The organism is uncultured Phyllobacterium sp. (assembly GCF_902479695.1).
Taxonomy (GTDB): domain Bacteria; phylum Pseudomonadota; class Alphaproteobacteria; order Rhizobiales; family Rhizobiaceae; genus Phyllobacterium; species Phyllobacterium calauticae.
In genome coordinates, this window is the sequence record NZ_CABSQF010000042.1 from 1 (window position 1) to 12,180 (window position 12,180).

General features: G+C 56.5%; 12 protein-coding genes. 3 read left to right on the forward strand and 9 right to left on the reverse strand.

The window, feature by feature from the left end:
• Positions 1–171: 171 nt before the first annotated feature.
• The 6 genes from RDL77_RS20005 to choX form a co-directional block, all read right to left on the reverse strand.
• Positions 172–543 carry a hypothetical protein gene (locus tag RDL77_RS20005; RefSeq protein ID WP_288194445.1) on the reverse strand — a complete coding sequence of 124 codons (372 nt, stop codon included), beginning with the start codon at positions 541–543 and terminating at the stop codon, positions 172–174.
• A 219-nt stretch (positions 544–762) separates the two neighbouring features.
• Positions 763–1,788 (reverse strand): fatty acid desaturase, encoded by a 1,026-nt coding sequence (locus tag RDL77_RS20010; RefSeq protein WP_223612173.1) that lies wholly within the window; start codon positions 1,786–1,788, stop codon positions 763–765.
• Positions 1,789–1,980: 192 nt separating this feature from the next.
• Positions 1,981–3,519 carry a bifunctional diguanylate cyclase/phosphodiesterase gene (locus tag RDL77_RS20015; RefSeq protein WP_288194446.1) on the reverse strand — a complete coding sequence of 513 codons (1,539 nt, stop codon included), beginning with the start codon at positions 3,517–3,519 and terminating at the stop codon, positions 1,981–1,983.
• The gene (locus RDL77_RS20020; RefSeq protein ID WP_288194447.1) at positions 3,520–4,074 is read right to left on the reverse strand and encodes a heme NO-binding domain-containing protein; all 555 of its coding nucleotides are present in this window, start codon (positions 4,072–4,074) and stop codon (positions 3,520–3,522) included.
• A 306-nt stretch (positions 4,075–4,380) separates the two neighbouring features.
• The gene (locus RDL77_RS20025; RefSeq protein ID WP_288194448.1) at positions 4,381–5,400 is read right to left on the reverse strand and encodes an alcohol dehydrogenase catalytic domain-containing protein; all 1,020 of its coding nucleotides are present in this window, start codon (positions 5,398–5,400) and stop codon (positions 4,381–4,383) included.
• Positions 5,401–5,417: 17 nt separating this feature from the next.
• Positions 5,418–6,353, reverse strand: a complete 936-nt coding sequence (gene choX, locus RDL77_RS20030) for a choline ABC transporter substrate-binding protein (RefSeq protein ID WP_288194449.1) — start codon at positions 6,351–6,353, stop codon at positions 5,418–5,420.
• Between the two features lie 140 nt (positions 6,354–6,493).
• On the opposite strand from choX, the gene betI reads away from it, so the two are divergent.
• Positions 6,494–7,108: a transcriptional regulator BetI gene (gene betI / locus RDL77_RS20035; RefSeq protein WP_288194450.1), complete on the forward strand. Its 615-nt coding sequence runs from the start codon at positions 6,494–6,496 to the stop codon at positions 7,106–7,108.
• A 723-nt stretch (positions 7,109–7,831) separates the two neighbouring features.
• Here betI and RDL77_RS20040 read toward each other — a convergent pair.
• Complete coding sequence (locus RDL77_RS20040) at positions 7,832–8,743, reverse strand: agmatinase (RefSeq protein WP_288194451.1); 912 nt, start codon at positions 8,741–8,743, stop codon at positions 7,832–7,834.
• 338 nt (positions 8,744–9,081) lie between these two features.
• Here RDL77_RS20040 and RDL77_RS20045 point away from each other — a divergent pair, with 338 nt between their 5' ends.
• Positions 9,082–9,321 (forward strand): hypothetical protein, encoded by a 240-nt coding sequence (locus RDL77_RS20045; RefSeq protein ID WP_308526416.1) that lies wholly within the window; start codon positions 9,082–9,084, stop codon positions 9,319–9,321.
• 196 nt (positions 9,322–9,517) lie between these two features.
• Here RDL77_RS20045 and RDL77_RS20050 read toward each other — a convergent pair whose 3' ends face one another.
• Positions 9,518–10,399 carry a MurR/RpiR family transcriptional regulator gene (locus RDL77_RS20050; RefSeq protein WP_223612159.1) on the reverse strand — a complete coding sequence of 294 codons (882 nt, stop codon included), beginning with the start codon at positions 10,397–10,399 and terminating at the stop codon, positions 9,518–9,520.
• Between the two features lie 23 nt (positions 10,400–10,422).
• Complete coding sequence (locus RDL77_RS20055) at positions 10,423–11,151, reverse strand: HAD-IIA family hydrolase (protein WP_288194453.1); 729 nt, start codon at positions 11,149–11,151, stop codon at positions 10,423–10,425.
• 137 nt (positions 11,152–11,288) lie between these two features.
• On the opposite strand from RDL77_RS20055, the gene RDL77_RS20060 reads away from it, so the two are divergent.
• Positions 11,289–12,158 (forward strand): metallophosphoesterase, encoded by an 870-nt coding sequence (locus tag RDL77_RS20060; RefSeq protein WP_288194454.1) that lies wholly within the window; start codon positions 11,289–11,291, stop codon positions 12,156–12,158.
• The last annotated feature ends 22 nt before the right edge of the window (positions 12,159–12,180 follow it).

Here is a 12,180-nt window from a genome sequence, read left to right on the forward strand (position 1 = left end):
GTCCCCCAGCTCTTCCCCCCCCCCGCCCCCCCCCACCCCCCCCCCCCTCCCCCCCCCACCCCCCCCCCACACCTACAGGCAGACCCACGCCCCCCATTAAGCCCCGGACGAGAGGCCCGCCGGTACTGGAAGCTGATGCAGCACACCCGTTGCTTTTGATTTGAGTGAGACTCATAAGTTCGCGTTTCTTCTGTGAGCGGTGTCACGTAATTTTGGCTGTCCCGCGGCCCAGACAACCAGACCGTGCAGCACACCGCTCCAGCGCGCGTACTGGCCGGAAAAATAGGCAGCGACGTAACCGCCGATAGCCAGGGCAATAATCATCGCAACGGCGCTCCAGATACCGCCGCCGATACCCAGGCCCTGCGCGGAAGCGCCGTCGCCGGTGGTGCTGACCGTGCTGAGGCCAATGCCCAGACCGAGGGCTGCGAACATCACCTGGACGGCGATGGTGAGAAGCGTGCCGCCAAAAATACCGCCCCATGCGAGGCGCTGTCGGTCAACCGCGATTGTATCCACTGTGTCCCGATCATACGAAACCATGGTGTGTCTCCATTCATCCTGTTCTTCAGATAAAATCCCTGCGGGGCTGCAAGCTCCCGGCGAGGTCAGGATGGAAACACACCCGGATACCGTTGGTTCCAGATCGGTAGCCGGATATATTTTGCACGAGCGTGGGAACAAAAGCCGCGTACGTGTATGCCTGCGCGGTATGCGCAGTCTGCAAGGCAGGTGTACAGATGGTCTGGAAAGCGGCTGGCGTCAGGCCAGGCTGCGCGCCTCGCGAAACGTGATGAGCCTCTTGCGGCCTTCATCCCACAGGACCAGTTTCACGCAGCGCAGGCTCTGCAGAATGGTGATGCGCCCGACATTGCTCAGTTCCGGATAGTCCCGCAGAACCTCCGGCAGCCGGTAATAGGGCACGCGGCTGGAAAGATGGTGGACATGGTGGATGCCGATATTGCCGGTCAGCCAGCGCAGGGGAAGCGGCAGGACGTAATGCGAGGAACCGTGCAGGGCGGCTTCCTGGAACTGCCAGTCAGCGCCTTGCGACCAATGGGTCTCTTCGAACTGGTGCTGGACGTAGAACAGCCAGATGCCTGCAGCCCCGGCGAGAACGACGATGGGCAGATGCACCATGAGGAAGGGAATGACACCCACCAGCCAGATCAGAACGGCCGCCAGCAGCGCAATGGCAAAATTCGTCGCCATGGTGGAGATCCAGGGCTGGGCGCCGGAGCGCATCATGCCGAACGGCAATCTCTGTTTGAAAATGAAAAGCCAGGCCGGCCCGATGCCGAACATGATCACCGGATGCCGGTACAGGCGGTAGCCCAGGCGGCCCCAGCGGGACAAGGCCCGGTATTCGGCGACGGTCAGGGTCGTGATATCGCCGACACCGCGCTCATCCAGGTTGCCGGCCGAAGCATGGTGCAGTGCATGGGCACGGCGCCAGTAATCATAGGGGGTCAAGGTAAGAACGCCGATCGCCCGGCCGGTCCAGTCGTCGGAATGGCGGTGGGCGAAGAAAGAACCATGGCCGCAATCATGCTGGATCATGAACAGGCGAAGCAGGAAGCCGGCTGCCGGAATGATGAACAGCAACCCCCACCAGAAACCGTAGTGGACGGCAGCCCAGCAGACCGCCCACAGGATTGCGAAGGGAATGACCGTCACCGCAAGCTCGAAAATGCTGCGGCCGCGGTGCGGTTTGCGATAATTCAAAAGGATTTTCGGCCAGGCTCGGCCGCCTAATCCAGCTTCGGAAATGGGAGAGGTGTTTTTCATCGTCTATCATAGGCTTGCGACATGGGGCGACACAAGAGAGCTTCCCGTTCTTTTGTCGTAATAGGCAGATTTATGTGCAAATCCACCGCGTCATCACGGAAATCGAGGCAGAGCCGATTGGGTGCGACGTGACAGTCCCCATTTGGCATCATGGTGGCCCTCCGTCCTGTATCGACAAACGACGTTTCAGGCTCAGGAGGCTGAAATATTTTGGGCGAATGGCGTCGGATTTGCACGGGCCTCAAGATATCGGGTGATTTCATTCAGGGGCATCGGCCGTCCAAACAGATATCCCTGCTGTACGAAACAGCCGCAACTGGTCAGCCTGAACGCCTGGCTTTCCGTCTCGACGCCTTCGGCGATGACGCGGAGTTCCAGCGCCTGTGCGAGCTGAACAATTGCCTTGACCACGGCTTCGGCCTGCTGGTCAGCACTGATGTCTCTGGCAAAGGAGCGATCGATCTTGATGACGTCCAATGGCAAGCGCCTAATGTAAGAAAGGCTCGAATAGCCCGTTCCAAAATCGTCAAGGGCAATTCGGATGCCGAGCGCGCGAAAGCGGGAAAGGCATTCCTGGGCCTGCTCGAAATCGATGAGCAGCAGGCTTTCCGTGATTTCCAGTTGAAGGGCGGAGGGAGGGAAGTGATGATGGGCCAACGTCGCGGCGATATGTTCGACAACCGAGGAGGAACGCAGGTGACGCGGCGACAGATTGATCGACACGTAATCGAGATGACCGTCGCGGATGAACGGGTGCATCTCCCGGCAACAGCGATCGATCATCGCCCGGCCAAGCTCGACGATCAACGAACTTTCTTCGGCCAGCGGAATAAACAGGCCGGGAAGAATGAGCCCCCGCTCGGCATGCTGCCACCGCGCGAGCGCCTCCACCCCAACGATTTCGTTGCTCTTGGTGGAGATGATTGGCTGGTACCATGGCTCGATCTCTCCCGCCGCCACCGCGGTGCGCAGTTCTGCTTCCAGGCCCTGGCGGCTCTGAAGCTCGCCCGCCATGGTGTCGTCGAACTCCGTCCATGTCGAGCGTCCAGCCGACTTCGAATGGTACAGGGCGAAATCGGCGAAGCGCTGCAGTGTTGGTGAATCCACGGCATTGCGGGGGAAGCTTGCAAAGCCGACCGAGCAGCTGACGATCAGCTGCAGGCGGCCGCAGTCGATCGGCCTGCTCATGACCTCCATGACGTCTGCCGCGATCTGGCGGGCGCGTTCGCTGTGAGCCGGTGTCACGCAGATGACGCCAAACTCGTCGCCGCCCAATCGTCCGGGCACCTCTCGCTCCCGGCAGATTGCGCGCAACCGAGCAGCAACTTCCAGCAGCACCGCATCGCCGACGGCATGACCGTAATTGTCATTGATCTCCTTGAACCGATCGAGATCGACAAACAGAAGCTGTACCATGCCGCTTTGAACGCGAGCCTCCCGGATAGCCGCTTCCAGATCGCGCGTGAAACTGACCCGGTTTGCGAGCGTGGTCAGAGGGTCGCGCTCGGCAAGGAACAGGGCCTGCTGGCGAGAAACCTCCAATTCGTGCGTGCGATCGAGGACGCGCATTTCAAGATCGTTCGCCAGCACCGTCAGGTGGTTGTTGGCGTTATACAATTCCAGCGACTTCGCCTCCAGCAGCCATTCCGCCTCTTCGCGGGCTCGGCGTTCCCGTTTGAGGCGCCGTTCGAGACGCGCAACGCGATCGCCGGGCGTGTCGGTTTCCAGCATTTAGGCTATCGCATCCGTCTTCTGGATTGAGAACCGGACGAATTTCTCGCCATCGTGTTCGTGCGCGCTTCGCTCTATAAGCACGGTCTCGCCATAGAGCTGAGCCGCGCCAAGAATGAGGCCCGAGGCAAGCGCCGCGAAGGGACGATTGCTGCGATAATCGAGGTGCATTGCCCCGGTCCCAAGGCGTTCGGCCCGGAATTCCGGCAACTCGGCATCGGGGTAGAGTTTTCGTACCTCCACGTGGATATGGCTGTCGATGCTTTCGAGGAAATCAAACAGGGTGGCTGCGGTCTTGAAGAAGTCAGGGAATGAAGCCTTGAAACGCCCGATCAAATGTTGACCGAACAAATCCAACAATTCGTTTGGCGGCGTGTTGCTTTGCGCAGACAAGTTGGCGACAAGCGATTGCATCTCCTTGTGGTCGTAAGTACCCACCGCAGTATAGGCGCCACCACTCGGCAGGTCGGAAGCTTCGATGAGATCATCCACGGCATCCGCCCCGTAGGTATGCTCTACGAAACCCAGCAATTCGGTGAATACCATGCCCTTCATGTTGCCCCCCCTACCTGACCATTGAATCATGTCGATTTCTAACGATAAACTGCAGGAGAAAATGCATAATTAATAATCTAATTAAGAATGAAAGAAAGTTTTCCACACAGTACTTTATGTGGGAACGCGTGGGATAAATATAGATGCTTTATTTAATTGGTTCTGCTTCAATGATCATGCGGTGACATCCGCGTGCGGGGAATTCTCATCCGCCATTGCGAAAACGGCAACGGACGCGAGCGGGCGTCTGCATCGCACACCGTGTGACAGCACCCGCAGCCAATTAAATTTAGTAAAAACCTATACTTAGGTGTAGGTTACAACCGAGCGTCCTTGTGTCTTGCCATGCGCCAGATCGAGCAAGGCTTTCTCCACATCGTGAAGGGGGATCTCGTTTATGTGCATGAGCAAAGGTTTCTCTGCATGCATGCGCAGCAATTCCCGCATTTCGAGGCGCGTGCCAACACTTGTTCCCGTGATGACAACGCCCGTTCCCGTGAGCCACTCCTGACTGATGGGCACGGGTTGCGAAACCATTGCCGTGGCAACGATTCGACCTCTCGGTTTGATGCCCGCGACCATCAGCGGCCATGTGGCTGCTGACGGAGCAAAATTGATGCAGGCGTGCATGCCGCCCATCGCCATTAATGGCTCAACGGCGCTATCATCGGCCAACAGGGTTGCATGCGCGCCCATTTTCCGGGCGAGGGTAAGCTTATCCTCGGCAATATCCAGGGCGACAACGCGCACGCCGGAGCGAACGGCAATCTGAATGGCGTATAAACCAAGGCCGCCGCACCCAAAGATTGCGCATTGCATGCCAGCTCTGAGGCCCGCGCGGCGGACGGCGGAAAACGCGGTTACACCCGCGCACATCAAAGGGGCAGTCGACACCGCATCGAGTTTGCCGGATATCGAAACGGCATATTGCGCATTGACAATCACATATTCGGCAAAGCCGCCATTCACATCAAACCCATGCGCCCGCTGGCTCTGGCAAAACGCTTCCTGCCCAGCCAAGCACTCGTCGCAATGACCGCATGTGTCGTGCATCCATGGCACGCCAACGCGATCACCAACCCTGAAATTGCTCACGCCATCACCCAAACCGGCAACCGTACCGATGCCTTCGTGTCCCAGGATCCGAGCGGGCGCATTGCCGCTGGCGGGCCGCACGCCGCCTTTCCAGATATGCAGATCGGTATGGCAGACCCCACATGCTTCCAACTTGACCAGAATCTGGTCATATTCCGGCTGCGGCACGGGGAGACATTCGAGCTTCAGCGGTCCGTTCGCGGTGCCGTCAAACAATGCCGCGCGCATCATCGGTTTTATCGGTGCACTCATTTGACGAGGGCGTCCCTGACTTTGGCGAGCGCTGGCGTTCCGTCCAGTGCGGTCACACCGTTCAACCATTTCTCCAGATTTTCCGGCTTGGCATGGATCAGCGCGGTTGCAGCCGCTTCCGCGGTTGCGCCATCGTCAAGCATCATTTTCATGCCTGCATTCTCCTGATCCACATCAAAGATCAGATTCTCAAACAGTTTTGCCACGTTGGGACAGTCCGCGGCATAACTCGGACGCGCAAGAGTCCAGACGGTTGAGCCGCCGAAATCAGGCCCGAATTCTTCGTCGCCGCCTGTGAGATAATCCATCTTGAGGTTGAGATTCATGGGGTGCGGCTGCCAGCCGAGAAAAACGATCCATTCCTTGCGTTCCACGGCACGTTTTACCTGCGCCAGCATGGCTTGCTCACTGGATTCAACGATTGTCCATCCTGAAAGGCCATGTGCGCCTTTTGCCACCATATCGAGCAACGGCTGGTTCGTTCCCGGTTCAATTCCATAAATCTTCTTGCTGAATTGATCCGGGAATTTGGCGAGATCGTCGAACGATCTTACGCCGGCAGCGGCGACATAGTCCGGCACAGCCAGAGTGTATTTCGCACCGGTCAGGTTGGTTGCAAGAACATCAACCCATTTCTTGTCGAAGAAATCTTTGAACTCGATATTCTGAGCAGGCCGCCAGTTGCCAAGAAAGACATCGATCTGCCCGCCCTTAAGACTGGCATAGCTCACACTGAGGCCAAGCAAACTGCTGGTCATCTTGTAGTTCAAGGCTTTCAAAAGAAGCGACGCAGTGGCCGTCGTCAGTTGAATATCGGTCCAACCGATATCGGCGGCTCTGACGGTTGCACAGGAAGGGGCGTCGGCCCTGGAAGTCGTGATGCCCGCCGCCATCAGGCCAGCAGCCAATGTTGCTGAAACGAGTTTTCTCATGCTGTTCCCCTTTGGATTTCTAACGTGAGTTGCAGCAGCATCGCAGTCGGGAATTATTTGTCAATTCAAAAAATTGTACGAGCATACAAAAATTTGAACGGTATAGTTGCGTGGAGAATCCAATCAAGGTTTGGCGTGGCATGAAGCGATCGATTGAAGACATCAGGCGGCAGGAGTTGATCGAAGGTGCTTACCGGGCATTCCTGCAGTTCGGTATTGATGGTTTGACGACGGCACGCATCTGCAAAGAGGCGGGCATGTCGCCGGGTATTCTGTCCTATTATTTCAAGAGCAAGGACGAGGTTCTGTTCTGGATGGTGCGTCATGCCAACCGCGTCATCATGGATGAAGTGGTTAACCGCATGAAGCAGGCAACCACGCGGTGGGATCGTCTGATGGCGATCGTGGAAGGAAATTTTCCGGAAGACCTCTTTGAGCAGAATGTCGCCAATGCCTGGCTTTCATTCTACGTTGCAAGTGCAAAGGATGTGCAGCTTGAGCGTCTGCAGCGGCTCTTTCATCGACGGCTGGCATCCAATCTGAGCAGTTGTGTTTGTCATCTCGTTGAGGGGGAACAAATCCGGCATTTCGTTGCGGCCGTAGCGATCCTCATTGATGGTACTTGGCTTCATAGGGCTGCTATCCACAGCAGGATGACGTCTGCGGAGGCCATTTCGCTCATAAAGTCTCAAATTGAGAGTACCCTTGGATCCGATGTGGTGACGGCTGCCAAAAACACGCCTGTTTCCCCATAGGGTCGCAGCAGAAAAGCCTCAATCAGGTTCGTTCGAGCAAAACGCTCCGGGTGGTGCGGTTGAGCAACGCCACCTCACGGACAATGGTTCGTTTACGCTGACCAGCGGCATTTTCGCCGATGAAGCGTGGGCGGGGGTCGCCATTGCGTGTTTCAGGCGAGTTCGATCAACCGGAAGCCCTGTCGCGTTCGTTCCTGTTTTCGCAACGGGACGAGAATGCTCCGCACGGTTGTACAATCCTTTGCGATCTCGATCGGAAGCCGATGGTTCTGATAAGTCAGGGCTGCTGCTCCTCACCAGATATGGCGCACCGAAGAAGGTAAAGATGAGAACTTTGTTCTCTTTACAGAGCGACATTGAAGCCCCCGTCGTCAATTCTCGGCCCTCACGCCGCGGAAGCGGCCTACGCGGCTAAACTACAGTTTCAATTATGGTCGGGAAGGAGAACGCACTGTAGTCACTCATTCTAAGTGGCTTGACATGGGCTTGTGCAATAGCCGCTCCGGCGCAATTTTGTATCAGTCTTTTCGATTTGTGTTTGGTGCTTGGCGTTTTCAATGTCCGTCGCCGCTTTGGAAGCCACATTTCATAAAAGTCAACTTTTCTTGAAATAAGCCGTATGACCGATCGTTTTCTTGCGACTTCCGAGTTTGTACAAATAACTATATTGAGGTTCATTGGGGTCATTTGCGGGAGGAGCGAAATCCTGCGCTAAGCTCTCTTTCACACCTGCCGGACGATGGAACCGATTGTGTTGACGACAATGCGCGCAGCCGTCAGCGCTGACATGCCGTCAATGTCCGCGGGCGGATAGAGCTCAACAAGATCGAATCCTGCGATCCTTGCCCGCTTGCCGACACCTGCTATCAGATCGATCACCTGCGTGTAGGTGAGGCCACCAGGGGTGCGCGCCGCCACGCCAGGCATGATGCTGGGATCGAGGCTATCGCAATCGAGCGTGATAACCACACGCGCACCTTGCGGAATATGCCGCAGAGCGGCTTCGACGCCGTGGGCGTGAATCTCGCGGGCCGTTACAAAGTGGCTACCGTAGCGTCGTGCTGCGTCGATATCAGCCAGACGTGCGCTACCAACACTGCGCAGGCCGGCTTGCACCATGCCCGCGACGTGCGGCATCTCGCTTGCCCGACGCATAGGGCTGGAATAGCCGTAGCGTTCGCCGTGGATCTCGTCGCGCCAGTCGATATGGGCATCGATCTGCAAAACCCAGACAGGACCATCGTCTCTAAAGCTGGCAAGAAAAGGAAATGTCACAGAACAATCGCCGCCGAGCAGGATAGGTACAGCCTGCAAAGCCAAGGCTTCACGCGTCTTTGTCTCGATGCGTGCTCGGTTGCCTTCATTGTCATGCATGGTGGTCTGGACGTTGCCAACATCCACGCAGCATCCTGGCCCACCATCAAAAAGTGGCCCTCCAATATCAAAATCCCAGTGCTCGACAAGCGTGGCATCGTCCTGGCTTGCAGCGCGAATGGCGTCAGCGGCCAAGGTGTAGCCGCTACTATCCTTGCCCGGATAGGTGCTGCCGTGACCGACACCAAAAATCACGATACGAGGCATGTTGTCGTCGCCAAGGTGAGCGGGGAGTCCAAGAAAAGAAGATGAGATGTTCATTGGGCTGTCCTGAAAAGGTGAAATTCTAGTGTTAAGCACGCATGGTGGTGTCGTTCGACGGCTACAAACCGGAATAGTACCGTAACATAACGCCGGCCATCTCCTGCAGGTATCAGATGGCCTGTTGTGGTCTATCGGTTATGCTGACATCGTGCGTTCTGATGGCATGAGATGGGAGCGCCTTGCGTTTCCGAGGAATTCCAGGATCGGGTGATTTACGATAATGCCTGGCGCCAACGAGGGGATGGGTCGACGCAAGCGTGTGGGCGAGTAGTGTTGCGGAAATGATAAAAAAAGACAGAATACGCTAAGTGTTGCCGCTCTGGCCGGATGCCATCTTGGCGGAGCTGTGGCTGGGGCCACTTGACCGCGGTACAGGCTTGCAAATCAAAACAGAAATCGTTGAGATGGAACTTGACGCGGTGCTCAAGAATTTTCTGCCGGCATTGCGGCAACGCGGACTTAAAGTCGGGATCTGCTTCGATCAGGCAAGCGACGGACGCATTGAGTCCGTCCACAAGGTGATCGCCGATATCAGGCATGAGATCCAGACGGGGTTTTCCTACCTGACACCCTGACGACGGACATGGAGGATCAGGTCGAAAGGCAGATCATGCCGCCGTGGCTCCATGGACAGGCCTGGCCTCGCATTCTACTGTGGCGCGAGAAGAACGCGCGTCGGATTTACCCAATGTCGTGTCGTGAGGGCATGTTGGGTATGTGCTCAGCAAAGAAGAGATTGATAGCGTTTGAAGTCCCATGAATAGGATGCCATCAAACCCGCTTGGTCGACAACACTTCAAATGTCTTGGCAAGGGTGGCAACAGACCGGTCGTAGTCGGCGAGAGCAAGGCACGCGATCAGTGCATCAACGATCGCGAGCTGAGCAATCCGGCTGGTCATAGCCTCCGTTCGGAACTGCGTCTCGCGTGCCAGCGTATTCAGCACGATATCTGCATGCGCTAGAAGCGGCGACTTGCCGAAGTTCGTGATGGCAATTGTCGTTGCGCCTGCTTCCTTGGCGAGCCTTGTAGCGGTCAATGTTTCTATGGTGCTGCCGGAGTGCGAAATTGTAATCACTGCGGTCGATGAGTCAGCCAGAGATGCGGTGATCGCCTGAACATGGCTGTCGACGCTTGCGCGCGATTCTATGCCAATGCGCAGCAGCCGATAATTGGTATCCTCCGCAATGGTGGCGGCGCTGCCTATCCCGAATACCTCGACACGGCGCGCGGTTCGTATCACCTCGACGGCGCGGGCCAAGGAATGGACGTCGAGGGCATTCTGCGTGTCACGCAAGGCCTGCAAATCCGACTGAAATACCTTTTCGATCACCGCAGCCGTATCGTCATCCGGGGTCAAATCCTCGTGGATAAATTGCACAGGTTGCACCAGTTCACGCGCAAGGGAGAGCTTGATCTGTTGGAACCCACGGGCACCGATGGTCTGGCAAAAACCGATAACGCTTCCCTCGCTCACTTCTGCCCGTTCTGCGACCTCGGTCACGGACATGTGCACGACGTCGGCGGCATTCTTCGTGATGAAATCCGCAATGCGGCCGGCAGCCGGCGCCAGGTCCTTTCGAATTGCCTGAATACGATCAATAACCCCGGAAAACGCTTGTCCACCCGATGTCTTTTCCCGGTCACTGGTCATTGTCGCCTCACGTTCTCAGAGCTTCAGACTGTGGCTAGTCGAAGCGGTTGCCTTATGATGCCATTCTGTACGAGATGGAACCGCATTCCGAGACGGTGTGCACCAAGACCGTCAGTTTGCGGATTGTCGCCGATCATCACGGCTTCTGACGGCTCTATTCCAAGTCTTTTGCACGCCAATTCAAACAGGATGGGTTCCGGTTTGCCGATGATGATGTAATCGCGCGCGCCGGCACAGGCAAGAATTGCTGCCGCCAATGCGCCGGTCTCCGGCACCGGCTTCCCATCCGCGCCGGGATGGCTGAGATCTGGCGCTGCCACGTAAAACTCGGCGCCATCCGTGAGTGCTCCGGCTGCGGCTGCGAGTTTGGCATAGGAGAATTGCCTGTCGCGGGCAACGAGAACAACATCCGGCCTCGGCGCGTCGAGGCAAAGCCCCCTGTCCTTCGCATAGATTTGCAATGCGTGGCTTCCGAGAAGCATGACAGCTCCACCAGGATAGCTCATCGCTATCCGGTCAATGGCGCATGTTCCTGCCAGGACGATCCTTTCCTCGGCAATCTCCAGGCCGAGCGCATGCAACATGTACGATAACTGGCCCGGCGTGTGTTCGGCATTGTTGGAAACAAGAACATGGCGCCCGGCAACGGCTTTCAACAGCCAGCGTGCATCCGGCAGGATCGTCCGGCCACTCAGCAAAGTGCCATCAAGATCAATCAGGTAGCCTCTGGCATGCAAGTCGAATTCAATCACGGTTTAATCCTCGATTCCGGGAGATGAATGGACTGAGGAAAACTCAATGTCAACAATTATAAAAAATGAGTATAGTTCATAAAACTGTTACGAGCGGTGTTTAATCCTTGGGTAACGAGCGACCTAAAGGAGCAGGCATGAAGATCGCGATCATCACAGATATCCATCATGGGCCGCAGTCCCATACCAAGGACGCGAATTGGAATGGCTTGCCGTTTGTGCGCCAGTTCATTGATCGGGCAATCGAGAAGAAAGCCGATCTCGTGCTTGATCTTGGTGATCATATTTCAGACACGACCCACGAGAATGACTATCGCTGTGCCACAGAACTTGCCGACATCTTCAAGACGTTCCCGGGCAATCGCGTTCACATCCTCGGCAACCATGATGTGAACAATCTGAGCATTGCTGATAATGAGGCCATCTTCGGACAATCGATGCAAAGCAGCGTGCATGATCTTGGCGCGTGTCGTCTGATCGCATGGCAGCCCGATGTAAAGATCCAGATGGGCATTGGCTTTTCCAAAGCAGAACCTCACCTTGAATGGCTGGTTGAAACGCTGAATGCGGACGACCGCCCGGCCATCATCGCGACCCATGTTCCACTGTCTGGACACTCCCAGATCGGTAACTACTATTTCGAGCGCAATGCGCACTATTCAAGCTATCCGGACCATGCCGTTGTCCGGCGCGCTGTCGAGGCGACTGGACGGGCGGCACTTTGGCTCTCCGGACATGTTCACTGGAACACGGTCACCAATGTGGGCAATGTGCAGCACATCACCATTCAGTCCCTGAGCGAACGGTTCACGACCATGCCCATGACGGCATGCGCCTACGCTGATCTCGATATCAAGGACGACCAATTCACCATTGACGTCTTGGGTAACGATCCCTTCCACGCCCGTTTACCCTTCCGCAAATCCGGTGACCGTCCGTGGGTGGTTCCTGTTCCACCTTTCACGGAAGCCGATCGCACTATCGAACGGGAGCGGCTTCGTGCTTGATTTTCTCGCCAGGCGAATGATC

Bases quoted from the DNA above. Each gene is read 5' to 3' on its own strand.
- RDL77_RS20050 (WP_223612159.1), bottom strand. From the start codon at position 10,399: ATGACCAGTGACCGGGAAAAGACATCGGGTGGACAAGCGTTTTCCGGG.
- RDL77_RS20005 (WP_288194445.1), bottom strand. From the start codon at position 543: ATGGTTTCGTATGATCGGGACACAGTGGATACAATCGCGGTTGACCGA.
- RDL77_RS20010 (WP_223612173.1), bottom strand. From the start codon at position 1,788: ATGAAAAACACCTCTCCCATTTCCGAAGCTGGATTAGGCGGCCGAGCC.
- RDL77_RS20060 (WP_288194454.1), top strand. From the start codon at position 11,289: ATGAAGATCGCGATCATCACAGATATCCATCATGGGCCGCAGTCCCAT.
- RDL77_RS20020 (WP_288194447.1), bottom strand. From the start codon at position 4,074: ATGAAGGGCATGGTATTCACCGAATTGCTGGGTTTCGTAGAGCATACC.
- RDL77_RS20025 (WP_288194448.1), bottom strand. From the start codon at position 5,400: ATGATGCGCGCGGCATTGTTTGACGGCACCGCGAACGGACCGCTGAAG.
- choX (WP_288194449.1), bottom strand. From the start codon at position 6,353: ATGAGAAAACTCGTTTCAGCAACATTGGCTGCTGGCCTGATGGCGGCG.
- betI (WP_288194450.1), top strand. From the start codon at position 6,494: ATGAAGCGATCGATTGAAGACATCAGGCGGCAGGAGTTGATCGAAGGT.
- RDL77_RS20040 (WP_288194451.1), bottom strand. From the start codon at position 8,743: ATGAACATCTCATCTTCTTTTCTTGGACTCCCCGCTCACCTTGGCGAC.
- RDL77_RS20015 (WP_288194446.1), bottom strand. From the start codon at position 3,519: ATGCTGGAAACCGACACGCCCGGCGATCGCGTTGCGCGTCTCGAACGG.